Origin of the sequence: Candidatus Methanocrinis alkalitolerans (genome assembly GCF_029167205.1) — an archaeon.
Taxonomy (GTDB): Archaea; Halobacteriota; Methanosarcinia; order Methanotrichales; family Methanotrichaceae; genus Methanocrinis; species Methanocrinis alkalitolerans.
The window spans coordinates 1-25,346 of the sequence record NZ_JARFPL010000024.1 but is presented as its reverse complement, the minus strand read 5'-3'; the positions used below and the strand labels follow the sequence as shown (position 1 = coordinate 25,346).

At 59.0% G+C, this 25,346-nt stretch carries 29 protein-coding genes; 19 read left to right on the top strand and 10 right to left on the bottom strand.

Going from position 1 to position 25,346, the window contains the following annotated elements; translation table 11 throughout:
* Nucleotides 1-83 precede the first annotated feature (83 nt).
* The 8 genes from P0O24_RS08395 to P0O24_RS08360 form a co-directional block, all read right to left on the bottom strand.
* Complete coding sequence (locus tag P0O24_RS08395) at nucleotides 84-836, bottom strand: rhomboid family intramembrane serine protease (RefSeq protein WP_316969300.1); 753 nt, start codon at nucleotides 834-836, stop codon at nucleotides 84-86.
* Nucleotides 837-910: 74 nt separating this feature from the next.
* Nucleotides 911-1,396, bottom strand: coding sequence for a TIGR00288 family NYN domain-containing protein (locus P0O24_RS08390; protein ID WP_316969299.1), 486 nt, complete (start codon nucleotides 1,394-1,396; stop codon nucleotides 911-913).
* 188 nt (nucleotides 1,397-1,584) lie between these two features.
* Nucleotides 1,585-2,352 carry a TatD family hydrolase gene (locus P0O24_RS08385; protein ID WP_316969298.1) on the bottom strand — a complete coding sequence of 256 codons (768 nt, stop codon included), beginning with the start codon at nucleotides 2,350-2,352 and terminating at the stop codon, nucleotides 1,585-1,587.
* Nucleotides 2,349-3,899: a 2-isopropylmalate synthase gene (locus P0O24_RS08380; RefSeq protein WP_394356752.1), complete on the bottom strand. Its 1,551-nt coding sequence runs from the start codon at nucleotides 3,897-3,899 to the stop codon at nucleotides 2,349-2,351. The genes P0O24_RS08385 and P0O24_RS08380 overlap by 4 nt, the downstream gene beginning before the upstream one ends.
* A gap of 122 nt (nucleotides 3,900-4,021) precedes the next feature.
* A complete protein-coding gene (locus tag P0O24_RS08375; RefSeq protein WP_316969297.1) occupies nucleotides 4,022-4,786 on the bottom strand; it encodes an FKBP-type peptidyl-prolyl cis-trans isomerase in 765 nt (254 codons plus the stop codon).
* A 49-nt stretch (nucleotides 4,787-4,835) separates the two neighbouring features.
* Nucleotides 4,836-5,312 carry an aspartate carbamoyltransferase regulatory subunit gene (gene pyrI / locus P0O24_RS08370; protein ID WP_316969296.1) on the bottom strand — a complete coding sequence of 159 codons (477 nt, stop codon included), beginning with the start codon at nucleotides 5,310-5,312 and terminating at the stop codon, nucleotides 4,836-4,838.
* The gene (gene pyrB, locus P0O24_RS08365) at nucleotides 5,299-6,222 is read right to left on the bottom strand and encodes an aspartate carbamoyltransferase (protein WP_316969295.1); all 924 of its coding nucleotides are present in this window, start codon (nucleotides 6,220-6,222) and stop codon (nucleotides 5,299-5,301) included. The genes pyrI and pyrB overlap by 14 nt, the downstream gene beginning before the upstream one ends.
* Before the next feature lie 40 nt (nucleotides 6,223-6,262).
* Nucleotides 6,263-7,036, bottom strand: coding sequence for a CRISPR-associated protein Cas4 (locus P0O24_RS08360; protein ID WP_316969294.1), 774 nt, complete (start codon nucleotides 7,034-7,036; stop codon nucleotides 6,263-6,265).
* A gap of 130 nt (nucleotides 7,037-7,166) precedes the next feature.
* On the opposite strand from P0O24_RS08360, the gene P0O24_RS08355 reads away from it, so the two are divergent.
* The 14 genes from P0O24_RS08355 to P0O24_RS08290 all read left to right on the top strand — a co-directional run bounded on the left by P0O24_RS08355 (nucleotide 7,167) and on the right by P0O24_RS08290 (nucleotide 20,056).
* Complete coding sequence (locus P0O24_RS08355) at nucleotides 7,167-8,144, top strand: cryptochrome/photolyase family protein (protein ID WP_316969293.1); 978 nt, start codon at nucleotides 7,167-7,169, stop codon at nucleotides 8,142-8,144.
* 66 nt (nucleotides 8,145-8,210) lie between these two features.
* The gene (locus tag P0O24_RS08350; protein ID WP_316969292.1) at nucleotides 8,211-8,672 is read left to right on the top strand and encodes a cryptochrome/photolyase family protein; all 462 of its coding nucleotides are present in this window, start codon (nucleotides 8,211-8,213) and stop codon (nucleotides 8,670-8,672) included.
* Nucleotides 8,673-8,805: 133 nt separating this feature from the next.
* On the top strand, nucleotides 8,806-11,352 hold the full coding sequence (locus tag P0O24_RS08345; RefSeq protein WP_316969291.1) for a DUF3160 domain-containing protein: 2,547 nt from the start codon (nucleotides 8,806-8,808) through the stop codon (nucleotides 11,350-11,352).
* A gap of 121 nt (nucleotides 11,353-11,473) precedes the next feature.
* Complete coding sequence (gene htpX, locus P0O24_RS08340) at nucleotides 11,474-12,358, top strand: zinc metalloprotease HtpX (protein ID WP_316969290.1); 885 nt, start codon at nucleotides 11,474-11,476, stop codon at nucleotides 12,356-12,358.
* Nucleotides 12,359-12,429: 71 nt separating this feature from the next.
* Complete coding sequence (gene pspAB, locus P0O24_RS08335) at nucleotides 12,430-13,002, top strand: PspA-associated protein PspAB (protein ID WP_316969289.1); 573 nt, start codon at nucleotides 12,430-12,432, stop codon at nucleotides 13,000-13,002.
* A 159-nt stretch (nucleotides 13,003-13,161) separates the two neighbouring features.
* Nucleotides 13,162-14,169: an IS701 family transposase gene (locus tag P0O24_RS08330; protein ID WP_316969316.1), complete on the top strand. Its 1,008-nt coding sequence runs from the start codon at nucleotides 13,162-13,164 to the stop codon at nucleotides 14,167-14,169.
* A gap of 334 nt (nucleotides 14,170-14,503) precedes the next feature.
* A complete protein-coding gene (gene tsaA, locus P0O24_RS08325; protein WP_316969288.1) occupies nucleotides 14,504-14,926 on the top strand; it encodes a tRNA (N6-threonylcarbamoyladenosine(37)-N6)-methyltransferase TrmO in 423 nt (140 codons plus the stop codon).
* A gap of 115 nt (nucleotides 14,927-15,041) precedes the next feature.
* Nucleotides 15,042-16,331: an ArsB/NhaD family transporter gene (locus P0O24_RS08320; protein ID WP_316969287.1), complete on the top strand. Its 1,290-nt coding sequence runs from the start codon at nucleotides 15,042-15,044 to the stop codon at nucleotides 16,329-16,331.
* A gap of 170 nt (nucleotides 16,332-16,501) precedes the next feature.
* Nucleotides 16,502-17,722, top strand: a complete 1,221-nt coding sequence (locus tag P0O24_RS08315; protein ID WP_316969286.1) for a YcaO-related McrA-glycine thioamidation protein — start codon at nucleotides 16,502-16,504, stop codon at nucleotides 17,720-17,722.
* Entirely contained in the window at nucleotides 17,676-18,362 is a 687-nt protein-coding gene (locus tag P0O24_RS08310; RefSeq protein WP_316969285.1) for a TfuA-related McrA-glycine thioamidation protein, read from the top strand. Before P0O24_RS08315 ends, P0O24_RS08310 begins: the two co-directional genes overlap by 47 nt.
* Nucleotides 18,359-18,634: a ubiquitin-like small modifier protein 1 gene (locus P0O24_RS08305; RefSeq protein ID WP_316969284.1), complete on the top strand. Its 276-nt coding sequence runs from the start codon at nucleotides 18,359-18,361 to the stop codon at nucleotides 18,632-18,634. The genes P0O24_RS08310 and P0O24_RS08305 overlap by 4 nt, the downstream gene beginning before the upstream one ends.
* 97 nt (nucleotides 18,635-18,731) lie before the next feature.
* The gene (locus tag P0O24_RS08300; RefSeq protein ID WP_316969283.1) at nucleotides 18,732-19,235 is read left to right on the top strand and encodes a DUF1890 domain-containing protein; all 504 of its coding nucleotides are present in this window, start codon (nucleotides 18,732-18,734) and stop codon (nucleotides 19,233-19,235) included.
* Entirely contained in the window at nucleotides 19,232-19,504 is a 273-nt protein-coding gene (locus P0O24_RS08295) for a DUF1894 domain-containing protein (RefSeq protein WP_316969282.1), read from the top strand. Before P0O24_RS08300 ends, P0O24_RS08295 begins: the two co-directional genes overlap by 4 nt.
* A 165-nt stretch (nucleotides 19,505-19,669) precedes the next feature.
* Nucleotides 19,670-20,056, top strand: a complete 387-nt coding sequence (locus P0O24_RS08290) for a molybdenum cofactor biosynthesis protein MoaE (RefSeq protein ID WP_316969281.1) — start codon at nucleotides 19,670-19,672, stop codon at nucleotides 20,054-20,056.
* 38 nt (nucleotides 20,057-20,094) lie between these two features.
* Here P0O24_RS08290 and P0O24_RS08285 read toward each other — a convergent pair whose 3' ends face one another.
* Together P0O24_RS08285 and P0O24_RS08280 are read right to left on the bottom strand one after the other, a co-directional pair.
* The gene (locus P0O24_RS08285; protein WP_316969280.1) at nucleotides 20,095-21,474 is read right to left on the bottom strand and encodes an RAD55 family ATPase; all 1,380 of its coding nucleotides are present in this window, start codon (nucleotides 21,472-21,474) and stop codon (nucleotides 20,095-20,097) included.
* 118 nt (nucleotides 21,475-21,592) lie between these two features.
* Nucleotides 21,593-22,006 (bottom strand): FaeA/PapI family transcriptional regulator, encoded by a 414-nt coding sequence (locus tag P0O24_RS08280; RefSeq protein WP_316969279.1) that lies wholly within the window; start codon nucleotides 22,004-22,006, stop codon nucleotides 21,593-21,595.
* Between the two features lie 189 nt (nucleotides 22,007-22,195).
* On the opposite strand from P0O24_RS08280, the gene P0O24_RS08275 reads away from it, so the two are divergent.
* The 5 genes from P0O24_RS08275 to P0O24_RS08255 all read left to right on the top strand — a co-directional run.
* Nucleotides 22,196-22,855 (top strand): tetrahydromethanopterin S-methyltransferase subunit A, encoded by a 660-nt coding sequence (locus P0O24_RS08275; RefSeq protein WP_316969278.1) that lies wholly within the window; start codon nucleotides 22,196-22,198, stop codon nucleotides 22,853-22,855.
* A gap of 215 nt (nucleotides 22,856-23,070) precedes the next feature.
* Nucleotides 23,071-23,853, top strand: coding sequence for a tetratricopeptide repeat protein (locus P0O24_RS08270; protein ID WP_316969277.1), 783 nt, complete (start codon nucleotides 23,071-23,073; stop codon nucleotides 23,851-23,853).
* A gap of 195 nt (nucleotides 23,854-24,048) precedes the next feature.
* The gene (locus P0O24_RS08265) at nucleotides 24,049-24,357 is read left to right on the top strand and encodes a nucleotidyltransferase family protein (protein ID WP_316969276.1); all 309 of its coding nucleotides are present in this window, start codon (nucleotides 24,049-24,051) and stop codon (nucleotides 24,355-24,357) included.
* Nucleotides 24,329-24,676: a HepT-like ribonuclease domain-containing protein gene (locus P0O24_RS08260; RefSeq protein WP_316969275.1), complete on the top strand. Its 348-nt coding sequence runs from the start codon at nucleotides 24,329-24,331 to the stop codon at nucleotides 24,674-24,676. Before P0O24_RS08265 ends, P0O24_RS08260 begins: the two co-directional genes overlap by 29 nt.
* A 471-nt stretch (nucleotides 24,677-25,147) precedes the next feature.
* The coding region (locus P0O24_RS08255) for a DUF4277 domain-containing protein (RefSeq protein ID WP_316969274.1) at nucleotides 25,148-25,346 on the top strand (199 nt) is incomplete at its 3' end.

Here is a 25,346-nt window from a genome sequence, read left to right as displayed (position 1 = left end):
CACCACATTCTCCGCGGGGAGGGCCTTCCTGCCCTGACGGCCCGTCACCCTCATGCCTTCCTTTTCGCCGACCCCACAAGAGCTTAACGGTACCTGTAACGGTATCGATCTTTCAGCATCCCGCCGAAGGCGAGGCCGGCGAGGAGGCCCGTTATGTGGGCCATGTGGGCGATGCTGTCCCCCGAACCCATCATGGTGAAGTCTATGACGGCAAAGAGGACGACGGCGGCCCTTATGCTCAGAGGTATGACGAAGAATAGGAGGACTTTGATCTCCGGGGCGATGACGGCGAGGCACCCCATGACGCCGAAGAGGGCTCCGCTGGCCCCCACCATGGAGCCCGCCGGGAGGACCGCCATCTGGCCGACGGCTCCGACGATGCCGGATATGATGAAGATCTGGAGGAACTTCGACTCGCCGACCCTATTCTCCAGCTCCATCCCGAAGAAGAAGAGGAAGAGCATGTTGAAGAAGAGGTGGCCCATGTCGGCGTGGATGAACATATGGGTGATGAGGGTCCAGGGGCGGGATGCGACTGTGGCGGGGTTGAGGGCGAGATAGTCAAATGTGAAAGCTGGGGCCAAAACCCTGACGAAGAAGAGGATGACGCATAAGGCGAGGATCATCCCCGAGTACGTCACAGGAAGCCGAAATCCGCCAGAAGAAGAGATCCGATCCTCGTCCCAGGGGTCCGGATCGTTCCACCTATCCTCGCGGCCCCCCTCTCTTTGCCGTCCGGCCTTAAGAGATAGCCTCCCGGCGCTGGCCCGCCCCGCGCCTCCGAAGAACTCCTTTGCCTCCATATCACCATCCTCGAGCTTCTGCCTTTTTGCCATCCGTCTGAAAGAGGGGATACAAATAGCTGCTGGCAAATCGCTGTTGGCAGAACGATACATCTAAATCGTTACCATCACTCCACCACGTACTCGCCGTTCCGAAGGACGATGACGTAATCGGCGGAGTTCTTCAGGGCGACGGAGAAGCCGGGCTCCGCCCCGAAGATCACCGTCTCTTTGCCGTGCTCCATCGCCTTCAAGAGGACGGGCTTGAAGTCTGCGTCTCTTGTGACGAGGGCGATGGTGTCTATCACCGGGTTGTATATCATCTCCATCGCCTCCACCGCCAACCTCACGTCGACGTCGCTGGTGCAGATCACCGGCTCAAACCCCTGGTTCTCTACGGCCTCCACCAGCTTCTCGGAGGCGTACTGGTTCAGAAAGACCCGCCCCACCTTGATGTCGCCGTAGTCCTTCAGGATGTCTCTGATCTCCTCCAGGTCGATCTGGAACTCCTTTCGGAGCATGTTGGGGCCGTCGACCAAAAGGCCGATCTTCTTCCTCCCCTTCTCCTTCTTGGAGCCCAGATACTTCATTATGTGTTCGAAGCGTATCGGCATCGGATCACTGTTCCATCTAGGTTACATATCGGTTTTCTGACCGATCTATTATAATTTTCCGTCTCAAGTCTAAGAAAGCTCTCCAGAAAATAAATATAAAGAAAAAATTAAATAACAGGGGGGTAGCCGAAACGATCCGATCTCGGGCCCCGTGTCCGTGGGAGGCGACCCTCTATGCCGGCGGCACTTCAGAGGTTGAATATCCTTCTGGCGTTGGCGGTGGTGGCCTTCGCCACATCTTCGGCCGGGAGGTCCTTTATCCTGGCGATGAGGCTGAGGCCGTCGAGGACGTAGGCAGGTTCGTTCCTGCCCCTCTTCGGAGAGAGAAAGGGGCTGTCGGTCTCGATGAGGAGCCGGTCGAGGGGGACCTGCCGCGCCAGGACCTGGTGCTGGGCGGACTTGCAGACGACGGTGGCGAGGGATATGTAGAATCCCCGGTCGAGAGCCTCTCTCATCGTCCCCACTGTGCCGCTGTAGCAGTGAAAGACGACCTTATTCAGGTCTTTGACCATATCGAAGGCCTCGTCTTCGGCGAGCCTCGCATGGATCACCTGAGGGAGGTCCAGCCCTCTCGCCAATTCGACGACTTTTCCGAATACCTCTCGCTGCCGAACCCGCCCCTTCTCGTCGGGGCATCGGTAGTAGTCGAGCCCCGCCTCCCCAACGCCGACGATCTCTTCGGCGTGAGATCGGATCTGTTCCAGGGTGGCGGCCACCTCGGCGTCCGTCGTCTCCCCGAGGCCGTTGGGATTGAGACCCAGGGTCGGCCGGATGAAATCGTACTTCTTCGCAAGCTCCAGGGTCTTTCGGTTGGTCTTGAGGTCGATGCCTGAGTTTATCATCGTCGTCACCCCGGCATCAAGAGCCCTCCTGATCACCTCGTCTCTGTCCTTGTTGAAGTTCTTGAAGTCGAGGTGACAGTGAGTGTCTATCACCTCGAATTTTCCTCTGCTCAAATTTCGTCTTCCTCCAGGAGCATAAGCCTGTTTATGGCGTTGATCAGCGCCTCCACCGAGGCCATAACTATATCCTCTCTTGCAGATCTCGCCGTCACCTTCCTTCCGAGGCGGCCGTTCTCGACGCCGATCACCACTTCGGCGAGGGCGTCGGACCCGCCGGTAATCGCCTCGATCCGGAAGTCGCTGATCTTGACGGCGGTCTCGTCTCCCAGGATCCCCCGGACTGCGTTGAGGGCGGCGTCGACGGGGCCTACGCCGATGTCGGCAAGGACCTTCTCCTCGCCCCGGACGACGGCCCTAACCGTCGCCGTAGATGTGAGGGTGTTTCCTGTCATCACCGCCAGCTCCTTCAGGATCACCGCCTGCTTCTCCCTCGCCAGCTCGCCTATGACCACCTCTGCGATCGTCTGGAGGTCGGCACCGGTGACGCACTTACCCTTGTCCCCCAGGTCTTTCACCCTCTCCAGGATCTCCTGCAGCTGCCCGTCGTCGGGGGTGTACCCCATCTCCGAAAGGGACTTTTTGACGGCGTGTCTTCCGGTATGCTTTCCGAGGACGATTCTCCTCTTGTGCCCCACCATCTCCGGGGTCATGATACCAGGCTCGAAGGTGTCGGTCCTCTCCAGGACGCCGTGGCTGTGGATACCGCTCTCGTGGGCGAAGGCATTCTCGCCGACGATGGGCGCCGTCCTCGAAATCCTCACCTCCGAGAGCCTCTCGACGAGCTTCGCCGTCTCGTAGAGGTAAGGGGTATTGATGGAGGTCACCGCCCCGTACATCGAGGTGAGGGACATCACCGTCTCGGCGAGGTTGGCGTTGCCGGCCCGCTCCCCCAGGCCGTTGGCCGCCACCTGGACCTCTCTAGCCCCCGCCTCGAAGGCGGCGAGGTTGTTGGCGACGGCCAGGCCGAAGTCGTTGTGGCAGTGGACGTCCACCACCATATTCTTCGTCCCCTCGCAGATCTCCTTCACCAGCCTGTAGAAGGTCGTAGGAACCGCCACCCCCACGGTGTCGGGGATGTTGATGATGTCGCAGCCCGCCCCCTCTACCGCCCCGAAGATCTCCTTGAGGAAGGGAAGGGGCGTTCTTGTGGCGTCCATCGCCGAGAAGAGGCAGATCCTCCCGTGATCTTTTACGTACTCTACCGCCTCCACCGACTGGGCGACTATCTCCTGGAGGCTCTTTTTGATGGTGTGCTGGATCTGGATCTCCGATGTGGAGACGAAGACGTGGACCATATCGACACCGGCGTCCAGGGAGGCGTCGATATCCTTTCTGATGATCCTTGCAAGGCCGCAGACGTCGGCAGAAAGCCCTTCGGCAGCCACCATCTTCACCGCCTCGAAATCGCCGCGAGAAGATACCGGAAAACCGGCCTCGATGACGTTGACGCCGAGCTTATCGAGCTGCCGAGCGATGGTGATCTTCTCTTCCGGGGTCAGGGAGACGCCGGGGGTCTGTTCACCATCCCGGAGGGTGGTGTCGAAGATCCGAACCTTTTCTCCACGAAGCGCTTCGATGTTATAGAAAACGATCCCACGCAGATGACTCTTGCGCCATGAGACCTGAGATGGTTCCGGCCCTATAAAACTTTTTGCCAGAAAATGGGGGGGCGACGCCCGCCAGAGGCTTGCAGGCGAGGGACGCCCATCCCCCGGAAGTTCAGCTACTCTTCTGCCTGCTTTCGATCCTCTTCTGAACCGTCATCTATCGCCCCCTCCTCCTCCCCGGACTTGGAGGGGGGCGACACCAGCTGCGAGGTTACGGTGGGGGTGATCTTGTGGCTCTCGATGTACCGGACCTCTTTGAGGTCGAGGAGCCTCATGGCCATCTCAGCTACCCCCCGCCTTATCATCGGCCACTCCTTGTAGTAGCTCATCTCCCAGGGGGAGTCGATCTCGGCGACGTCCCCCTCCAGAACCTCGGCCTTCAGGTCGATCTTGGCGAAGATCTTGATGAGGCCTGCAAGCTTCTCCTGCCGCTCTTCGATCCGCTCGTCGATGGTGTAATCGTACTTTACGACCTTGTCGGCGAGGATGTGGTTGTAGTCGATCCTCGCCTTCCTCCCGATGATCCGAGTCAGGGTTCCCATCTTCCCATCTACCGAGACCCTCAACCCGATCTCAGGCCTCTCCCCCTTGAACTTGGTGAGGGGTATCAGCTCGACATTCTCGGGGTCCCGGATGCCGTAGGCCTTCTCGGGGGGGACCTCCACGCTCCCGGAGCTTCCGATCTCTTTTCCTATCAGCTCGTCTTTGAACCCCTCCACCACGTCCCCGGACCCGATCACTATGAGGGCGGGCCCGTAATCGACGCCATCCTCGTATATGTCGTTCTCCATGGCCACATCCCGGTTCGTGGTGGATATCACCCGCCCGTCTACGCTCTCGGTGTAATCTACCTTGATGAAATCGCCGTCTTTTACCGTCATCTCAAACTCCGTCCTTGAAAGGGTAATCAGCTGGGGGGCTTTCAGCCTCCTATATTAAGTAGTCTGCTATATTCTCCACGATCGTCTGCTCGCAGTAGACGCACCTGAGGACCACGGGGTTTTTGCTTTTTACGAGGAGATGGGACTTGATCGGCTCGCTGGTGTTGGATATGCATGAGGGGTTAGGACACCTCAAAACCCCCACGATCAGGTCCGGGATATCGACGGTCCGCTTCTCGACGACCTTCCTGTCTCGGATTATGTTGATCGTCGCCCCAGGGGCGATGAGGGAGATCTTGTTGACCTCTTCCTCTTTGAGCTCCCGGTCCTCCACCTTGACTACGTCCTTCCTCCCCGACCTGCGGCTGGCTACGTTCATCAGGACGCTTATCGTCGCCTCCGTCGTCCGATCTATCCCCAGGATCTTGAGGACGTTGAGCGCCTGGCCCGCGGGGATGTGGTCGATGACCGTCCCGTTTCCGATGGGGGTCACCCTCAGCTTCATCTCGTCGTCATTCAAGCCCATCACCCACCAGCATCTTGAGAAGCGCCATCCTCACCGGTACGCCGTAGAAGGACTGCCTGAAGTATACGGCGTGGCGGGTCTCGTCCACCTCCGGCTTGATCTCGTCGACCCTGGGGAGAGGGTGCATGATTATAAGCCGGTCCCTCGCACCCTCCAGATTCTCAGTCCCGATCCTGTAGCTTCTGGCTACCTTCTGGTACTCATAGGGGTCCGGGAACCTCTCCTTCTGGATCCTGGTGATGTAGAGGACGTCCACCTCACCGAGGACGTCGTCGAGGGCGTGGGTTTCGCGGACGATCGTCCCGTTCCCCGCCAGGTCCGCCTTGATCCGGTCCGGCATCTCCAGAGTCGGGGGCGATACCAGGGTTATCTCTGCACCGTAGAGCGCCAGGGCGTAGGCGAGGGAGTGGACGGTCCTCCCGTACTTCAGGTCGCCGACGAGGGCGATCTTGAGATCGTCGAGGCTGCTCTCCTTCCTTATGGTGTAGAGGTCGAGGAGGGTCTGGGTGGGGTGGTGGCCTGCGCCGTCCCCGGCGTTGAGGACCGGCACTGGCGAGAACTGGGAGGCGAGACGGGCCGATCCCTCTTTGGGGTGGCGGATGACCAGGGCGTCGGCGTAGGCGCCTATCACCCTAATGGTGTCGGCGAGGGATTCACCTTTGGCCATCGCCGACCCCTCGGCGGGGCCGAGGTTGAGGGTCTTGCCGCCGAGGCGCATCATCGCCGTCTCGAAAGAGAGGCGAGTTCTGGTGGACGGCTCGAAGAAGAGGAGGGCGAGGATCTTCCCTCTGAGCGCCTCGCACCTCCCGCCTCGGGCGCTGGGCTCCAGGGACTCGGCGAGGTCGAGGACGGAGTCGATCTCGTCCCGGGAGAACTCCCGCATCGAGATGACGTGCCTCTTTGCGAACATGTTCCGACCTTCCGCTCCTTTGGGATATAACGCTTCTGGATCAGAAGAACTTGGAGGCGAGGGTCGCCCTCGTCTCGCAGGAGTCGAGGACGGGACAGCCGGTGCACGGAGCGTCCCGGGGCCGGTCGGGGAGCTTTCCGCCGTTGATTGCCCTCACCCGGTCCCGGATCCGAAGGACCCTCCTCCGGTCGGAGCTGCGAAGCTCCACCTCCCGGACCTCTCCGGCCCAGGGGTACTCCACCAGCCCGCGATCGATCCGGAGGTTCATCCGGTCTTCCAGGAGGATGGCGTACCCTGTGAGCCGGAGCCGGTCGCTCCGCCAGACGCCGTTCTCGGGAGGGCGGTCGGTCTTTATCATCGATGGGATCAATTCCCTCCCTTTCGTCCCGTCCCCCTTCCCCCTCGATACGACCCGGTCGACCCTCCCGGAGAGGCCGAGCCGGTCTGACCGGAGCTCGAGGTCCACCTCGGAGGGGCTGAGGAGGCCGAGATTCGGCGATAGCTTCGATCCGAGATCTCCCACCACCTCACCGACAGCCTCCGCCGCGGCGAGGAGGTCGGCGGGGTTGATCTCATCGCGAAAGATCGTTGGAAGCTCGAATTTGGCCCTCTCTAGGCTCTCCCGGAGGAAGGCCTCCAGGTCTGCTCCCCCTTCCGGCTCGAACTCCGATAGGGAGAGGGCCACCTCCCTCATCAGGAGGTTTGAGAGGTTCGCCGCCTCCGGCCAGACCCTCCTCCCCATCGCCTGGAAGTAGACGAGCCGCGGACATCGGAGGTAGAGGTAGATGTCGGAGATCCTCACAGGCTCTGCCATATACAGATCAATGTTGTTCCATATTTAAAAAGATATTGAAGAGTTTTTGGTCGAAGGAACAGGTTAATCCCTGAAGATCCCTAGAATAAAGGCAGAAGGTCTAGATGCCTTCAGCTTAAATGAGATGGAGATGAGCGAAAAAGGAGCTAAAGGAGCGATAATATTTCCCGACCACCTCTTCCGGGACCATCCGTCCCTTCGAGACCCGGAGGTATCGGTGGCATTTCTCGTTGAAGAGGATCGATTCTTCTCCGAGTTCAGGTTCCACAAAAAAAAGCTCCTCCTCCTGAGGGCATCCCTCAAGCATTATAGAGAGATGCTGGAGGGGATGGGACTACAGGTCGAATACCTGGAGAACAGGCCTGAAGAGACCCTATCGGACCTCTTCGCCGCCCTTAGAGACCGGGGGATAAAGGCAGTGAGGGCCGCGGAGATCGTCGACCACCCCCTGAGATCGTCCCTCTTTGAGGGGGCCAAGGTGCTTCCGGTCAGAGTCGAGGTCGACGAATCCCCGGGATTTCTGACGCCGAGCTCCGTCGTCGAGGAGTTCTTCCGGGGGACTGATCGCCGCTCTATGGCCCCCTTTTACCGCCAACAGAGGCGGAGGCTCGATATCCTCATGAAAGACGGAAGGCCCGTCGGCGGAAGGTGGAGCTATGACTCCGAGAACCGGAAGCGTCTTCCGGAGGATCAGGAGATACCGCCGCTCCCGGCCCTCGAAGAGAGCCGCCACGTCCGGGAGGCGAAGGGGTACGTCGAAGAGAAATTCTCAGAAAATCCCGGCTCAGTGGAAGGGTTCAACTATCCTACTACCCATGAAGAGGCGGAGCTCTGGCTCAGGGACTTCCTGGAGAAGAGGCTTGCCCACTTCGGCGACTACGAGGACGCCATGGGGGCCGACGACCCCTTCCTATTCCTCTCCCTCCTCTCTTCCTCCCTCAACACCGGCCTTCTCACACCCCGGGAGGTTCTGGATAGGACCCTAGACCACGCCAGGAAGGCCGCCGTCCCCATCAACTCCTTGGAGGGTTTCATCCGGCAGATCATCGGATGGCGCGAGTTCATGAGGGCGGTCTACCTCCTCGAAGGGGAGAAAGAGAGGAGATAGAACTTCTGGGGCCACCACGAGAAGATCCCGCCATCTCTATACAATGGGACGACAGGAGTCCTGCCGGTGGACCGGGTCGTATCCCGGGCGCTGGATCACGCCTACACCCATCATATCGAGAGGCTGATGGTCCTCACAAACTTCATGAACCTCGTCGAGATCGACCCCGCCGAGGTCTATCGGTGGTTTATGGAGATATTCATCGACTCCTGCGACTGGGCGATGATCCCCAACGTCTACGGGATGTCCACATACGCCGACGGTGGGCTCATCACCACGAAGCCCTACATAAGCGGCTCAGCTTACATCCGGAGGATGGGGGACTATCCGGCAGGGGAGTGGCAGAAGGTCTGGGACGGCCTATTCTGGCGGTTTCTCGACCTTCATCGGGAGGTCTTCAAAGATAACCCCAGGACGAGAGTCCTGGCATCCCAGCTCGACCGGATCGGCGAAGAGAAGATGAAGGGGCATAAGAAGGAGGCAGAGAAGTTCCTTCGCGGTCTGAGGTCTGAGAGGGGCAGGCGATGACGATCCGACCAAGGGAGCGGCGTGAAGCGGGCGGTGTGAAGCCGTTCCAGCTTTTATCCGCCCTAGACCTCCCATAAACCTCAAAAACCTTCATATAATTTGGACCTGTAGTTTTATGGAAATGGGGGTTATCATGGACACGATCTTCGCAGAGAGGCGAGCCCTGAGGATCTGGTTTGCTGTAGCGGTGGGTGTTATCTCGATCATGACTCTATCTCATGGAGTTGGTGGCGTGGAACAGGACGCTTCCGGGTACAAGCTTCCTCTTTCGACAGAAGATATCGATAATTACGAGGATTTCGCCTCCAAGGTGCCCCTGAGCCCTGAAGAGGTCCATCGGATCGAAGAGAACGGCTTTGTGGTGATCGATGACCCCTTCTCCCCGCGCCGGGACGATATGACGGCGCCGTACAAGATCCTGAAGAGGATTGAGGTTCCCATCTATGTGTCCGTCGACTCCCTCCTCCACGCATACCACATCCAGTTCGGCGAGACGCTCCGGGGGATAGAAGAGGAGCACTTTTACGACGACCTCTGGTCTATCACCGAAGATATGCTGGCCAGGTCCCAGGCCGACTACGAGGCGTCATCCGGCGAGGCGAAGAAGGCGGCGAAGATGAACGTCGCCTTCTTCTCGGTGGCGCTGGGCCTCCTTTCGCCTACGGCAGACCAGCTCTGCCCGGGAGGCGGCCGGGAGTGCGACGAGAGGAGCTTTGAGGGGTCCTACCCTTACTTCACCCCCGAGGAGCTGGAGGAGAGGAGCTTTGAGATACCGGCCCTGGTGGAGGGAGAGGTCGCAGCAGAGCTGGCCCTGATCGAGGGCCAGTCCGGGTTCTCAAAGTCGCCGGTATTCGGCTATGACGAGGACTACTCCCAGTACAGGCCCCGGGGCCACTACACCCGATCCGAGCGGCTGAAGAACTACTTCCAGGCGATGGTCTGGTACGGGAGGATGGGATTTCTCCTCAAGGGATGCGAAGGCGGATGCATAGTCTCCGAGGAGGAGGCCCGGATCCAGACCCTGGCAGCGAGCATGATAGCAAGAAATCTCCTCGAAGACCCCGACTCCAAGGGGCGGTGGGAGAGGATCTACGACATCACATCGTTTTACGTCGGCTTCGCCGACGACCTCGGCCCTTATGAGTACAACGAAGCCATCGACGGGCTCTTCGGCTCTGTCCCGGCCCAGGACCTATCCGCCGAAGACCTCTCCCTCCTGAAGGCGACCCTTGCGGCGGAGAGGCCGCCCCGGATCTTCGGCGGAACTGGGATCGACTCCCCTGCCTGCATGATCGAGCCCCCCTTCACCCCCGAGCAGGCGGACGAGTGCCTGGCGGCGACGGCGGGCCTGCGGTTCATGGGGCAGAGATTCGTCCCCGACTCGTACATATTCCAGAAGCTGGTGATCCCCAACGTCGGCGGCTTCACCGGGGAGGGCGACCCCTTCACCTGGGGCTCCTACGGACGCCACTTCCCCCGGGGGCTCGACATCATGGGGGTCCTGGGATCGGTCCGGGCCGACGAGATCCTGGACGCTCTGGAGGACTCTAGCTACACCGACTACTCGATACGGCGGGGGGAGCTTGAAGAAGAGTTCGGGACCCTGAAGGAAGACGACTGGCAGAAGAACCTCTACTGGTCGTGGCTCTACGCCCTGAGGCCGCCGCTCGAAGAGCCCGACCCCGGAAGCCCCGCCTTCATGAGGACGGTGGCCTGGGAGGATAAGGCCCTGACGACCGCCCTCGCCTCCTGGACGGAGCTACGCCACGACACCATCCTCTACGCTAAGCAGAGCTACACCCTCCGGGCGATCTCCATGCCCCCCGAGGAGCCCGAGGCCCAGATAGGGTTCGTCGAGCCCGTCCCCGAATTATATAGGCGGCTCCTCATCCTCGCGACGATGAACCGGGAGGGACTGGAGGCGGCGGGCCTTCTCGACGACCTCTCCCAGAGGAGACTGGAGAGGCTGGAGACGATCCTGACAAAGCTGGAGGAGATATCGAGGGCGCAGCTTGCAGGGAGGCGGCTGACGGTGGAGGAGGTGGCCTTCATCGGCGACTTCGGGGAGGCTCTGAACGGGCTCCTGGAGGGGGTAGACGATAGATCGAAGAAGACGACGATCGTCGCCGACGTCCATACCGACGCCAACTCCGGCCTCGTCCTGGAGGAGGCGGTCGGATACGTGAGGCTAGCCGTCGTCGCCTTCGAGGACCCCGACGGCGAAATCCGCCTGGCTGCGGGGCCGGTCTACAGCTACTACGAGTTTTTGCAGCCTATGGACGAGAGGCTCACCGACGAGGCCTGGCGGGAGATGCTGGCGGATAGCCCACCCGCCGACCCCGAATGGACGGCGAGCTTCGCTGGCTGGCTCCCCCCCTCGGTCCTGGGATCGGAGCCGGCGGCAGAGGTCGGGAAGGGGACCGCCGATATCCGGCTGGAGGAGTTCGAGGTGAGGATAGGCTGGAACCTGAAAGATGGTTGGTACGCCGACTGCACCATCACCCTCGCAAACTCCGGGGACGCTGAGGGGACGGCCAACGTCGTCTTAGAGGACGGCGGGGGTAACCTCCTGCGGGAGCTGGTGGTGGCAGTCCCGGGGAACACCACGGTGACGGAGCGGGCGAAGGTCGACATCTCCGGCAAAAGCCGCCAGGTGAACTCTAAATTGGTGGAGGGATGAGGGGGCGGAAGGGCTGGGGGCTCCTTGGCGGTAGGCCAGGTCGGGATCGATCAACTTTGGATATATCAGCGTAGCCTCGAGCAGCCAAGGGATCAAGCTTCACAGAAGGTGCGAATAGATCATGAAAAGAAAATGGCAGCACGATAGGGGACTGGAGGCGAGGATGCTCTTCACCATGTTCCTCCTCGTCCTCGTTTATCTCGCCTTCCTCGCGGTCCTGGCGAGCCAGGGCGCCGGGATGGTGACGATGCTCGTCTTCATAAGCGCATTCATGCTCCTCCAGTACTTCTTCTCCGACAGGCTCGTCCTCAAGTCCATGGGCGCCAGGATCGTCTCCGAGACGGAGGAGCCGCAGCTCCACCAGACGGTATCAAGGCTCTGCGCCATGGCGGACCTGCCCAAGCCCCGGATAGCCGTCGTAAACACCCCGATGCCCAACGCCTTCGCCACCGGCAGAAGCCCGAATAACTCCGTGGTGGCGGTGACCACCGGCATCATGCGTCAGCTCTCGGCGGCGGAGCTGGAGGCGGTCCTCGCCCACGAGCTGACCCACGTCAAGAACCGGGACGTTATGGTGATGACGATAGCAAGCTTCCTCTCCACCGTCGCCTTCTTCATCGTTCGGTACTCCTTCTTCTTCGGGGGCGCAGGCTCCAGCCGGGGGAAGGGCGGGGTCGCTGCGGCCTTCTTAGTCTCCGTCGCCGTCTGGATCATAAGCAGCCTCTTGATAAGGTCCCTCTCCCGCTACCGGGAGTTTGCCGCCGACCGGGGCGCCGCCGTCATCACCGGCCAGCCCTCAAACCTCGCCTCGGCCCTGATGAAGATCAGCGGGGTGATGCCCCGGATACCGAAGGAGGACCTGCGGAAGGCGGAGGGGATGAACGCCTTCTTCATAATCCCCGCCGTCTCCGGCTCGTCGCTGATGAACCTCCTCTCCACCCACCCCCCCGTGGAGAAGAGGATCGCAGCCCTGGAGAGGATAGGAAAGGAACTGGGGAGATCCTGAGCTTATGTCGTGTTGAGGTTTAGGTGAGGTCGAGTTTAGATGAGGTCAGTTGAGGTTGTGGTGAGGCGGATATGAGGCTAAAGATCTTGGATGCGATCCTGGGAAAGAGCACGCTGCCGAAGTCGAAGCTCGACCGGCTCTTCGCCATATCGACGGCCAGCATCACCCTCCAGGCCAACCTCGGTCTCTCGCCGGCGGGGAAGGCCGGGATCTGCTTAAAGCCCATCGAGTCGTCGAGGTACGAAGCTGCCAGGTCCGAGATCGAGGAGCTCCTCCGTTACAGCTCCGCTGAGACGGGGACGAGCTTCAAGCTGGAGAAGGACGAGTACCGGTACCTCTGGGTCGTCCTGGAGGACACCGACTTCGACGACCTGGTGGCGACGGTCCACCTGGTCAGCACGACGATGACCGACCACGGCTTCGGCGAGCAGCTCCTCTGCGCCCTCTACGGCTTCCTCGGGAGGGAAGGCCCCGTCTATTGGATATACAGCTTCAAAGGCGGGGCCTACTACCCCTTCGTCCCCAAAAAAGGGCATGAGAGGGACAACTCCCAGGAGTTTCGGCTCCGGGCGGTGATGGAGGGGGAGCTACCGATCGAGAAGGATCTGGAGAAGTGGTATCCTCTGTGGGGGATACCATTATAGTACGGTGAAGCCGTCGATAAGAATCCAAGGAAAGCGAGACCTGATCTGGACATTTACGCCACTTTGTGAAACTCTTATTTTGATAGGACTTACGCAGTTGACGGAAGATATTTAGATGATTCGGTCCATCCAAATACAAACACAAATATGAGGTGACGTATAAAATTGAATCCACCCAAGTGTTGCGACCTGGACTATATCCACTTTCTGATGGCTGCTGCCAACGTTTTTACGTGTACCGAAGCAGCTCGATGTTATCCGGAGGGGTCAGATTCACCCTCCCACGATGCATTTACTCGACTTCTACAAAGATGGCCGCCAGATACGGAGGCATTGTGGATCGAATCATCACATCTCGTTCGGCCTGGTGAAGGGATCTTAATCGTGGACGATACCACTTTAGACAAGCCTTATGCAAAAAAGATGGATTTAGTTTACCGACAATATAGTGAGAAGCATCATAGTGTTGTTAATGGGATCAATATTACTACATTGGTATGGACAGATGGAAATTCCGTAATTCCTGTTGATTTTCGGATCTATGACAACTGCAATGATGGAAAGACCAAGAACGATCACCTCCAGGACATGTTGGAAAAAGCAAAGGAACGAGGCTTCCGACCTGATTTCGTTCTGTTCGACAGTTGGTATTCCAGCTTAGATAATCTCAAAAAAATCCGTGGCCATGGGTGGCATTGGCTAACTCGACTCAAGAAAAATCGACTGGTAAATCCCGATAAAACAAAAAACGTTCAGATCTCAACAATAGACATTCCTTCAGATGGTAGAAATGTCCACCTGAAGGGTTATGGATTTGTCAAAGTGTTCCGGATAGTTTCCAAAGACGGTGACGAAGAACATTGGGCAACTGACTTGATCGACATGGAAGAACCAGATCGAAAAGAGCTGGCAAAAAGATCTTGGAAAATAGAAGAGTATCATCACGGAATAAAACAGTTTTGTGGCGTAGAACGATGTCAAGCGCGGAATGGGAAATCCCAGAGGACACATATACTGTTCTCAATAAGAGCATTTCTGAGATTAGAAGTCGAAAGAATCAGAACTGCTCGAAGCTGTTTCGAGAGCAAGCAAAGTGTCATTCGAAATGCTATAAAAGAATATATAAAATATCTAAATTATAATGTCTCAGCCACGCTAACTGCGTAAGTCCTATATTAGACAAGAAACCTTAGCAAATCTTGCACGAGCAACATCCTTCGACCCAAAGATCTTAGAAAGTGTTGCAGAGGCCTGTAGACAAGCATCCTTGAAGACAAGAAAGGAGTTAGATGCAACCAAAGAAAATCACACTGATTTAGATGATATGGAAAACGAAAAATAATATAATATTTTTGATTTGCAGATAGATGATATATCCCACCGCTTATGTCTGATCTTCAAACTGTCGTCGTCATGCTGGACAGAGGTCTGATTGGCCTGCATCGCACTTCGCCACCCCCCTCCGAAGCCCTTTTTTCCCTCCGCAACCAAAACCCTCGCCATGAACCTCAAACAGATCGGCGTAATCCACTCCCCCTTCAAGACCAGGGCCGAGGCCCCCTTCCAGGGTAGGCATTCCGAGGAGATATGCGAGGTGGAGGTCTTCGAGGAGTTCCTTGCGGGGCTCACCGACGTCGAGGGGTGCACCCACCTCTTCCTCCTCTACTGGCTCGACCGGGCCGATAGAAAGATGCTCAAGGCCTTCCCACCCCACGACGGCAAAGAGCACGGCGTCTTCGCGACGAGGTCGCCGAACCGGCCCAATCCCATCGGCCTTGGGGTCGTCGAGCTCCTCGGCGTTGTCGGCGGGAGGCTTCGGGTCCGGGGTCTCGACGCCCTGGAGGGGACGCCGCTTCTGGACATCAAGCCCTACTTCTCGGAGGTCGACAGCATCCCCGACGCCACCGTCGGCTGGAGGAAGTGATCGGCGGGTGCTCTCATCCCGAGAGAAAGGCGTATATATTCCCGATCGGTTCAGGTAGCGCCACCGAATATTAGCCGCCGGGCCCCGAAATAAAGCTAGAGAGCTGCCATCCTCCATGTACGACCCCCAAATCCTATATCAGGCGATCTCGCCCTCCGGGAACTTCTCCCTCGCGGTTCTGGCGGCGGTACTCATAGCCATCGCGGGAAGGCAGCTTCTGCGAACGAGGGTGATGATCTGGCAGATCATGTTCGGCGGGGCCGTCGCCGTCCTCATCTCGGGCTCTATATCCCCCGCCGACGCCGCCAGGTCGATCAACATCGACGTGATCCTCTTTCTGGCCGGGATGTTCGTCGTTGGAGTGGCCCTGGAGGAGAGCGGCTACCTCGCGAGCCTCGCCAGCCGGTTCTTCAGACGGGCGAGGAACGTCGACGAGCTCGTCCTCGCGATCCTCTTTGGCGCCGGCATCCTCTCTGCGCTCCTGATGAACGACACCCTCGCCATCGTGGGAACCTCCCTCCTCATCCACTTCGCGAGGAAGTACGAGATATCGGCGAAGCTCCTCCTCCTATCCCTCGCCTTCGGGGTGACGATCGGGTCCGTCGCAAGCCCCATCGGAAACCCCCAGAACCTCTTGATAGCTCTGGGCGACGGCATCCCAAACCCCTTCGTCACCTTCTTGCGATACCTGGCCCTCCCCACCGTCGCAAACCTCCTCCTCGCCTATGGGGCTCTGAGGATCTTTTATTGGAGGGAGTTTGGGGATCGGGTCCTAAACCACGGCCGGGAGTACGTGGTCGATCGTCACCTCGCCCACCTCTCCAGGATCTCCCTCTTCCTGGTGGTGGCCCTCATAGCAGTAAAGATCGTATCCGTCTCTCTCGGCTTCGGCTCCCCCTTCGGGCTGACGGAGATCGCCCTCATCTCCGCCCTCCCCATCTTCCTCGCGAGCCCCCGGAGGGTCGAGGTCGCAAGGAAGGTCGACTGGCGGACCCTCGTCTTCTTCGCCTCGATGTTCGTCCTGATGGAGAGCGTCTGGAACGGAGGCTTCTTCCAGGGGGCGCTGCACGGCTCTGGCCTCGATCCGACATCGGTCCCGGTCATCCTCGCGACGAGCGCCCTCCTCAGCCAATTTATATCCAACGTCCCCTTTGTCGCCCTCTACCTCCCCCTCCTCTCGGCCTTCGACGGTTCCGTCCTGGGGATGATGGCCCTCGCCGCGGGGTCGACGATCGCCGGGAACCTCACGATCATCGGGGCGGCGTCGAACGTCATCATCGTCCAGAACGGCGAAAGGAAGGGCGCCGTCATCACCTTCACCGACTTTACAAAGGTGGGGGCACCCCTGACGGCCGCAAACCTCCTCGTCTACTGGATCTTTCTTGGACCCTTCTTTTGTCCGTAGGTCCCCATCTCCAACGGCAAAAACCCGACATGTATTTAGGGGCAGAGAGATCAACTCCATGAGGCCAGGGGTCGCCCTCTGGCGGAATGAACGATCGAATGCTAGATGATAACGCAGAAGAGACCCCATCAAAAACGGCTAACTCCCAAAACCTCAAGAGTTGATCTCGGATGATCCTCAGGTCATGCATAAAGAAGTACAAGACCGACACCCATCGGGCCTTCTCTCCGGAGGAGACCCTGGAAAGGATAGCGCCCAAGATGGAGCTGGCGGGAATCACCAGGGTAGCGGATATCACCAACCTCGACAGGATCGGGATCCCGGTCTTCTCCAGCATCAGGCCTGGGGCGGATAAGGGGGCGATCTCCGTCTACAACGGCAAGGGCGCCACCCCCGCCGAGGCAAGGGTCTCGGCTATGATGGAGGGGATAGAGCGGTACTCCGCCGAGGTCCACGACCGAAAGCTCCGGGTCGAGTCCTTCTCGATGCTGAAGGCGGAGGCCGAAGCCGTCGGCCCCAGATCTCTCGCCCTCCCCCAAGAGGCGGACCCCGAATTGGCGATCCCTTGGGTCTTGGGCTACGATCTGATGGGGCAAGAGGAGGTGATGGTCCCGGCGAGCGCTGTCTTCCACCCCCTGCCGATGGAGTACCCCCAGCTCTTCAGGACGAACACCAACGGCCTCGCCTCGGGGAACGTCCTGGAGGAGGCGGTCTTCCACGGCCTCTCGGAGGTGATCGAGAGGGACGCCTGGTCCCTGGCAGAGGCGGTGAAGGATACCGGTCCCCTGGTCAGCGACGTCGAAGACGGCCTGGCGGCCGACCTCCTGGAGAAGTTCGCCCGGGCCGAGGTGGAGGTCAGAATAAAAGATATCACCAGCGACGTCGGGATCCCCACCATAGCCGCCGCCTCCGACGACCTGAGGCTGAAGGATCCCGCCCTCCTCACCATCGGGATGGGGACCCACACCTCCGCCGAGGTCGCCGTCCTCAGGGCCCTGACGGAGGTCGCCCAATCGAGGCTCACCCAGATCCACGGGGCGAGGGAGGATACGACTACGGCGGACTTCAGGAGGGAGATCGGCTACGAGAGGACGAAGCGGCTCAACAGGCACTGGTTCGCTGACTCCGATAGAGAGCTATTCTCCGATATCAGGTCTCAGGACAGCGAGGACTTCCTCGACGACATCCACTTGATGCTGAAACGGCTGAAAGAGGCGGGGATGGAGAGGGCGATCGTCGTCGACCTCACCCGGGAAGAGATCGGCGTCCCCGTGGTGAGGGTGATCGTCCCGGGCCTTGAGATGAGCGCCGTAGACCCGGACCGCCGGGGTCGCAGGTGGAGAGATGAGGTCAAGAGACATCGTAGTCTTTCTCGGGCCCAGCGTCGATAGGGCCACGGCAGAAGGGGTCCTCTCCGCCGACTACAGGCCCCCCGCTCGGAGGGGCGACGTCTTCAGGGCGGCGGAGGAAGGAGCCCGGATCATCGGGATCATCGACGGAGTATTCTTCCAGGATAGCGCCGTCGGCCACAAGGAGGTCCTCGCCGTCCTGGAGATGGGGGTCTTTGTCGTCGGCGCCTCCAGCATGGGGGCGCTCCGGGCCGCGGAGCTGGAGCCCTTCGGGATGGAGGGGGTCGGGGAGATCTACCGGCTCTACCGGGATGGGGTGATCATCTCCGACGACGAGGTGGCCCTCATCTTCGATCCCATCAGCTACCGACCGCTATCCGAGCCCCTGGTCAATATCAGGGATAACGTCAGAGCCGCCCGGAAGGGGGGATACATCAGAGACGAGGCCGCGGCTTCGATCCTCGCGGCGGCATCGTCCCTCTACTTCCCCCAGAGGAGCTACGACCGAATCTTGGAGGCGGCGGAGGAGCTCGACGAGGCGGACGAAGAGGGGTTCAGGAGGTTCCTTGCTGAAGAGATGAGGGACCTGAAGAGGAGGGACGCCCTCCTCGCCCTGGCCCGGATAAAGGAGATGGCTGGAGATATGGACCGGATAAAAGAGAAGGCAGGAGATATACGATGATAATGGTGAAGGCCTTCGGGAGGTTCCGCGACCCCCTGGGGTTGGAGATGAAAGTCGACCTCGCCGCCGGCTCTACAGTCTCAGACCTATTGGAAACCCTGGCATCGATCTCTTCCGACCTCAGAGATCAGATCTTCGACTCCTCCGGCCAGGTGAGAGAGGACGTGAACGTCATGGTCAACGGAAGGCACTTCCTCACCCTGAAGGGTCCGCAGACCCACCTCTCGGAGGGGGACGAGGTGGCCCTCTTCCCGGCGGTGGTAGGCGGCTAGAAGCCTGCGCGGGATCTTCATAGGTCCAGGAGATTTAAGCTTCAGAAAGGCGATGGACCTCTCGGAAGGCTCTCTCCACAAAAAGAGAGGTTTAAGTATGCTTTCCGCCGATGGGATGATCATGGAAAGCTCTGGTGAAATGGCGCCTGTGACCGGATCAGGCAGGAGGGTCCTCATCCTCCTGGGCTGCCCCGAGGTCCCGGTCCAGACGAGCATAGCCCTCTATTTATCGTTCAGGCTGAGGATGAGAGGGGACGATGTGGTGGTGGCGGGAACCGGCGCCGCCCTAAAGCTCGCGAAGCTCGCCGATCCTGAGGGCCACTACCTCGGCGAGACGATGAACATCGACCGGTGCATCGCCTCCATCTCGGAGGGGAAGACGGACTTTGACCTCTGCTTCGCCTTCGCCCACAGCGACGCAGGGATCGCCTACGCCGGGACGGTCAGCTACATCTCGAAGGCGGAGCTCTACCTCCTCTTATTCGGGAGGGGAGCAGAAGATCTGGCCGAGACGGTGGAGTTCGACTGCATAAAGCTGGTGGCCAAGGCAGTCCATAACCCTGCACCCCTGAAGAAGCTGATAGACGAGGTGATAGATTGAGCTGCATCGATGAGCTGAAGTACGAGGTCCTCCTCTCCCAGTGCTCTTTCAAGGAGGCGAGAGAGTACATAAAAAACAACTTCAAGGAAGTGATCGAGGTTCCCCCCGGATACAGGATCTTCGACACCTTCCTCATCGGGGTCCCTCCGCTTTTCGTCGGAGTAGAGGGGGAGGATGTGATCATCCCCTTCACCAAGCCCTGCTACGGGACCTACGTCATGAGGATCAAAGGCGGAGAAGAGATCGAGAAGTTGAGGGCGAAGAGATGACGGTGACGGCATTTTCCTGTCCACGCGGCATCGCCGGGGAGAAGAGCCGGCTCATCAGACGGAGGGGTCCTGCCTGGACCGTCCTTTGAGAGGCGGCCCGGGGACCGAGGGAGAAGGTGGTGATTTCCTCCCCCTCCTCTGTAGGGATCGCCGGCGGGTGGAAGTTTGATAGAGATCGCTGACGAAGAATTTTCCATCGAAGAGATGGTCCAAAGAGCGAGACGGATCGATGCCGGCGCGGTCGTATCCTTCCTTGGGACCGTCAGAGACGACGGCATCCGGGGGATGGAGGTGGAGGCCTACCGGGAGGCTGCCCTGGAGGAGCTGGAGAGGATACGGGACGAGGCGATGGAGAGCTTCGACCTGATCTCCGTCGACGTCGTCCACAGGGTGGGTCATCTCTCGGTGGGCGACCCGATAGTCCTGATAGTCTGCGCCGCAGGCCACCGGCAGGCGGCCTTCGAAGGTTGCGAATATGTCCTGGAGGAGCTGAAGAGGCGGGCTCCCATATGGAAGAAGGAGATTTCGGATGGGGGAGAGCGCTGGGTATGAGATGGGGATTGGGGATATAAGAGGTCCCATCGCCGCCGTCAGACTATGGGGATCAGCCTGATGTTTCCCCTCTCGTCCCAGACGATGTAGTGGGGCTCGGTCCTGGGGACGAGGCCGTAGACGCAGAGCCCTCCGTTAAGCTCCTTGATGACGAAATATGTGTCTGCTATGTGAGAAGTCATTCTGATGCTCTTCTGGCCGGACTTCACCACCACCACGTTGACGTCGCTCGTCTCCTTCCACTTCTGGAACATCCGGCTGCTGGCGTTGAGCATCCTCTCGTAGCCGAAGGCGAACTCCATGGAGTCGAGGCCCATGACGTTGAGGATAGGCCTTCCCGTCTTCTCCTTCAGGAGGTCCCAGTTCTTAAAGAGCATCTCGTACCAGTGGTCTCGGTCGCTCCCCGGCTCCAGTACCATAACGTTGGAGGGGACGAAGACGTCCCTGGGGGTGAGCTGGTAGCCGATGGACGGAACGATGTGGACCGCCCTGCCGTTCTTGACGGAGTTGGAGGCGAGGGCGGTCAGGACCTGATAATACCTTTTGCCGACGCCCTGATCGATCTCCAGGACGTTGCAGGACCCCAGCTTCAGCCCGCCGGTGATCTTGTCGAAGTCGGCGATTCCCGTGGAGATGGAGTCGTCGGCGGGGTCGGCTATCCGGTCGCCGTCGCTGACTATGCTGATCCTGGGGCTTATATTCTCGGTGGACGGCTCGAAGTAGCGGAACCTTCCCTCGTGGAGGGTGCAGGTGTAGATCTTCTGCTTTATCTCTACAGATCTCAACTTCTCCAGCTCTATCTCCCGGGAGTACCTGGTCATCATCCCTTCATAGCGCCCATCCCCGGTGGAGTGGCCCGCCATCCTGACGTTCTTGAGGGTGATGACGCCGTCGACGATGTAGTCTAGGGGCAACAGGTCTGCCGACTCGCTGACGAAAATAAGATGGATCCCCATGTCCCGAGCGAACTCACAGATGTTCTGCTCAAGGCTGTGCTGAGCGTCGCCGAGGATGTGGGCTGTATAGTTTATGACGGCGTCCCAGCTGTCGATGACGATCATGGGATCGTCCATATCCTCGGCCTGGTCGAGGAACGCCTTGAAGAAGTCCAGCACCACCTCGTAGTTCGACCCCTCCTGACCTACGTTCTTGAGGCTCTCGAGGAGCATCTTCTGGGTGGCGTTGATGACGTTGCTCGAGGGGATTATCTCCTCTATCCAGGAGAAGATGGAGTATATCCGGAGGGGGTTTACCCTGGTGGAGATGTACATGCCGTTCATCTTCCGGCACACGCAGTTCATGATCTCCAGAGCTAGGGTCGTCTTTCCGGTCCCAGGCAGCCCCTTGATGAGGAGGGATTGCCCCTCTTCAACCTGGAAGAATTTATGGATCTCCAACGGTATGCGCTTATCTTGCATCCACGATCTCCGGAGTCAGTTGTTAACACGTATCATATATAAGTCTAATTTTCGACGGTTCCATCTCGTACTTTCGAGGCTTCCAGTTCGCCCCGGAGGATCTCCGCCGCGGCTCTTTCTATTCTGAGGATCTCTTCAAGAGTTTCATGATAGCACCCACCTTCTCAGGTTTGACCTTGAATGACATCGAGATGGTGACGTCGTCTGAAATCTCTTCAAGCTCGGCGACTATCGATAGGTTCAAGGTGGAAATATCAGGAGGGATCTCTTCTTCCCTCCCGGGGCGGGCCTCGAAGAGCTCGGAAGGCTCTTGATCTTCCCCAGATACAGCTGCCTCATCGGCCTCGGCCACCCTCCAGAGCTTGGAGGGGCCTACCTCCACAAACTTGCATTTGCCTTCAGACTTCAGGACTGAAAGGTACTTTATGGCAGTGGTCTTGCTCACCCCCGCCTGCTTTGCTACGTCGACGGTGGTGAGGCCGACCTCAGACTCCCTTATTGCCTTGAGGATCCTATCCTCGTAAGATGCCATATTTTATTCAGCCTCTTCCTCGGTCAATCGCGAACCCTCCAGCTCTCCTGGTATACGAACTTCGCAAATTAGTATCAGCTTCTCCTTTTTCGTATATAACGTTCGTGTCTGCAAAGTTGTCCCTCGACAGCAGTCAAACCATTTAAACCAGTAGATCCATAGTGGGCCAGTAGATCCCAGGAGGAGGCGATGACCGGCGAAGGCAGCTTCGATTCAGCAGAAGAAGATCGGGACGGCGAGGGGAAGAATGGGCCTTATGACCCCTCTAGCTGGCCTCCGATAAGGGGAGATTATAGGCTTGAAGATCCCGAATCACGGATAGCGGTGGTGACCCTCGCAAGCCACTTGAAGGCGGAGAGGTCGGCGATCTGGGGCCCCTGCAAGACGGAGAACCTGGGGGTCGAGAAGATCGTCGCCAACATCATAGCAAACTCCAACATCCGGTTCCTCCTTATATGCGGCGATGAATCGAAGGGGCACCTTCCAGGGAACTCCATCATCGCCCTTTACCAGAACGGGATAGACGGTGATGGGAGGATCGTGGGCTCCAGGGGGGCGATCCCCTTCATCGAGAACCTCCCCAAAGAGGCGATCGAAAGGTTCCAGAGGCAGGTGATTTTGATCGATCGGATCGGCCTCGTCGACGAGGGAGAGATCGAGAGGATAGTCGAGGCATACCGGGACCTTTCGGAGCCGTTCCCGGAGCCACCGATGGAGGTGGTGAAGAAGAGGGCGAGGCGGCCTATGGACGGGCCGTCGTCTGGGGACGCCGCCTTCGGCGAGGGTTTCATCCTGGACGCCTTCGCCTGGGTGGTGGCCGGGCCGATAGATGAGGGGTCTCCATCATAGATGCCGGGATGGGGACTGTATGACGGACCGACGAGGGAAAGAGGTTTTTATAATATGGGGCCAGATCCGAGCCGTTTGAAGGGCGGAAGGCCGGATCGACAGAGTTCTACAGAATCGATGACGCCGATAGACCGGTAGGGCCCGTAGGCGGGTAAGAGGCTGGCCCGCCCGGCCCCTTGCGGCCAAGGGATCCCGTCGCCGGAGGCGGATATAAGATGGCAGAGAAGAGGTTTGAAGATGGCATCTTCCTGATGCATACGGACAGGTTCGAGGAGGCGGTGGAGTTCTTCAAGGACTTCGTCGATATAGACCCCTCCGACGTCGAGGCGTGGTATAAGCTGGCGGTGGCGTACCTGGGGGCGGGAAGGCTCGATGAGGGCCAGGCGAGCGCCGAGAGGGCCGTCGACCTCGACCCCTCCAACCCGGAGCTGCTGGACCTCCTTGGCGGGATATCCTCCCTCAAGAACGACGACGAGGGAGCGTTGGAGTTCTTCGATAGAGCCATCGAAGCAAGGCCGGATCACATTCGGGGCTGGATCTCGAAGGTGATGACCCTTCGAAACCTCGACAGGATCGACGAGGCAGTGGAGGCGTATCGGCAGGGGGTCGAGAAGGCCCCAGCCCTCAGGGACCCCGATGAGTGGAACGACCTGGCGGGGGCGATATACGACCGGGGGGATTATCAGGCGGCGATAGACTTCCTCGACTTCCTCCTGACCCTCGAGCCGGAGGAGTCGAGCTACAAGTTCAACAAGCTCGGACCCCTCTCGAAGCTGAAGAGGTACGACGCCGTCGTAGACCTCGCCGAGGAGCTCATCGAATCGATGCCCGACTTCGTCCCAGGATGGATGGTGAGGGGGATCGCGCTTCTGGGGCTTGAGAGGTACGAGGAGGCGGTGGAGTCCTTCGACCAGGCGATCCTCCTCGACCCCACCGGTAACGAGGCTCGCGAGATGAAGAAGAGGACCCTCGAGTACCTGGAAGAGTTGAAGGGGTGAAGGGGCGGAGGGGTAGGCGAGGGATCCCCCGGCCTCGGTGGGTGGGGGTCATCGAAGCCGGGACTCAGGACCATTCGTTTTTTGAAGAAAGATCACGCATTCTGGTCCAAAGAGATCGAGGGTCGAGGCCTCAAAAGCCCTTTAGGCTTCAAAAGCCCTTTATATTGAGAACTGCTTAATAATCTCTGAGTAACCATGAGAAGGTCCGAGATCCTCCAGATCCTGGAAGCCCGCAGGGATGATCTGCTCAAGATGGGGGTGAAGAGCCTTGCCATCTTCGGGTCCGCCGCCAGGGACGAGGCCCGGCCGGAGAGCGACCTGGACATCCTGGTGGAGTTTGCCGGTCCTGCCACCTTCAACGGCTACATGGATCTGAAGTTCTTCCTGGAGGATCTTCTGGGCCGCCCTGTCGATCTCGTCACCAGGAGGTCTATCCGGCCGGGGTTGAAGGCGCGGATCGAGAGCGAGGCCCGATATGTCCAGGGACTACAGGCTCTATCTTGAGGATATGCAGATCTCCTGCAGGAAGCTTTTGCGGTATGCAGAGAACCTGGACTTTGACCTGTTCGCTTCAGATGAAGTCGTCCATGATGCCGTCGTTTACAACCTCGTAGTCCTGGGTGAGGCGGCCAAGCAGGTCCCGCCTCATTCAAGGAAGCGCTATCCTGAGGTTCAGTGGCGTAAGATCGCAGGTCTGAGGGATATCTCCGTTCATCGGTACTTCAGCCTGGACGAGGAGATAATTTGGGATATCCTTCAGAATGAGGTCCTCCCCCTCCTCGACAAGCTCGATCAGATAATGGATGATGAGGAGAATGATTAGAGGGTGAACGCTCAGGGGTTGCGTCAAAAGAAAAGTTTTCGGGATTGTTGGAGCCGAAAGCAGTTGGCCTGGGTCTCTCCTCATAGTATCAGTACCTGCTCGCCGACAATCCTCTCTTTCACAAGGGGACGGCGGGCGGCGCCGGGCGAGGGGCGGCCGCTTCCCCGCCGATCGCCTCCGCGGCCCCTCGATCCTCCTGATTCGTGAGGTCCATCGGGCTCATCTGATCCGATGACTCCGTCAGGATGTCGGCGTCGCCCTCGCGGGTCATAACGCCCCGGACGATCGGCCGAGAGAAGGCGGCCCGCGAGGGCGCTCGTTTCTCCAGAGGGCGGCGGGGACCACTTCCCGCCGCGATGCTTTTTAGCCGTCGTTCCGCACTAACGGTCTAATTTCCAAACATTTTCCCTATAATTTATAGCAAAGATTTATTAAATATCCCGTTATATGCGTTTTTTAGGGGTAGCATCTATGGAGATAAGAACTCTTCCACTAGATCATCTAGGTTTAGTTTCAGGCGTATTCGACCAGTTAGACATCGCTGATCTGATCGATGATAGGCTTCCTAAGAAGAGAAACCACAACCTGGAGCATTCAAGGCTCATAAAAGCTATGATACTGAACGGACTGGGCTACGTTGGCCAGAGACTATACTTGTTCCCGGAGTTTT

What these genes read in the sequence shown, in the direction of transcription:
- P0O24_RS08395 (WP_316969300.1), bottom strand. Translation starts at nt 836, where the DNA reads ATGGCAAAAAGGCAGAAGCTCGAGGATGGTGATATGGAGGCAAAGGAG.
- P0O24_RS08390 (WP_316969299.1), bottom strand. Translation starts at nt 1,396, where the DNA reads ATGCCGATACGCTTCGAACACATAATGAAGTATCTGGGCTCCAAGAAG.
- P0O24_RS08375 (WP_316969297.1), bottom strand. Translation starts at nt 4,786, where the DNA reads ATGACGGTAAAAGACGGCGATTTCATCAAGGTAGATTACACCGAGAGC.
- pyrI (WP_316969296.1), bottom strand. Translation starts at nt 5,312, where the DNA reads ATGGGCTTGAATGACGACGAGATGAAGCTGAGGGTGACCCCCATCGGA.
- pyrB (WP_316969295.1), bottom strand. Translation starts at nt 6,222, where the DNA reads ATGTTCGCAAAGAGGCACGTCATCTCGATGCGGGAGTTCTCCCGGGAC.
- P0O24_RS08360 (WP_316969294.1), bottom strand. Translation starts at nt 7,036, where the DNA reads ATGGCAGAGCCTGTGAGGATCTCCGACATCTACCTCTACCTCCGATGT.
- P0O24_RS08355 (WP_316969293.1), top strand. Translation starts at nt 7,167, where the DNA reads ATGAGCGAAAAAGGAGCTAAAGGAGCGATAATATTTCCCGACCACCTC.
- P0O24_RS08345 (WP_316969291.1), top strand. Translation starts at nt 8,806, where the DNA reads ATGGACACGATCTTCGCAGAGAGGCGAGCCCTGAGGATCTGGTTTGCT.
- htpX (WP_316969290.1), top strand. Translation starts at nt 11,474, where the DNA reads ATGAAAAGAAAATGGCAGCACGATAGGGGACTGGAGGCGAGGATGCTC.
- pspAB (WP_316969289.1), top strand. Translation starts at nt 12,430, where the DNA reads ATGAGGCTAAAGATCTTGGATGCGATCCTGGGAAAGAGCACGCTGCCG.
- tsaA (WP_316969288.1), top strand. Translation starts at nt 14,504, where the DNA reads ATGAACCTCAAACAGATCGGCGTAATCCACTCCCCCTTCAAGACCAGG.
- P0O24_RS08320 (WP_316969287.1), top strand. Translation starts at nt 15,042, where the DNA reads ATGTACGACCCCCAAATCCTATATCAGGCGATCTCGCCCTCCGGGAAC.
- P0O24_RS08315 (WP_316969286.1), top strand. Translation starts at nt 16,502, where the DNA reads ATGATCCTCAGGTCATGCATAAAGAAGTACAAGACCGACACCCATCGG.
- P0O24_RS08310 (WP_316969285.1), top strand. Translation starts at nt 17,676, where the DNA reads ATGAGGTCAAGAGACATCGTAGTCTTTCTCGGGCCCAGCGTCGATAGG.
- P0O24_RS08305 (WP_316969284.1), top strand. Translation starts at nt 18,359, where the DNA reads ATGATAATGGTGAAGGCCTTCGGGAGGTTCCGCGACCCCCTGGGGTTG.
- P0O24_RS08300 (WP_316969283.1), top strand. Translation starts at nt 18,732, where the DNA reads ATGCTTTCCGCCGATGGGATGATCATGGAAAGCTCTGGTGAAATGGCG.
- P0O24_RS08285 (WP_316969280.1), bottom strand. Translation starts at nt 21,474, where the DNA reads ATGCAAGATAAGCGCATACCGTTGGAGATCCATAAATTCTTCCAGGTT.
- P0O24_RS08280 (WP_316969279.1), bottom strand. Translation starts at nt 22,006, where the DNA reads ATGGCATCTTACGAGGATAGGATCCTCAAGGCAATAAGGGAGTCTGAG.
- P0O24_RS08275 (WP_316969278.1), top strand. Translation starts at nt 22,196, where the DNA reads ATGACCGGCGAAGGCAGCTTCGATTCAGCAGAAGAAGATCGGGACGGC.
- P0O24_RS08270 (WP_316969277.1), top strand. Translation starts at nt 23,071, where the DNA reads ATGGCAGAGAAGAGGTTTGAAGATGGCATCTTCCTGATGCATACGGAC.
- P0O24_RS08265 (WP_316969276.1), top strand. Translation starts at nt 24,049, where the DNA reads ATGAGAAGGTCCGAGATCCTCCAGATCCTGGAAGCCCGCAGGGATGAT.
- P0O24_RS08260 (WP_316969275.1), top strand. Translation starts at nt 24,329, where the DNA reads ATGTCCAGGGACTACAGGCTCTATCTTGAGGATATGCAGATCTCCTGC.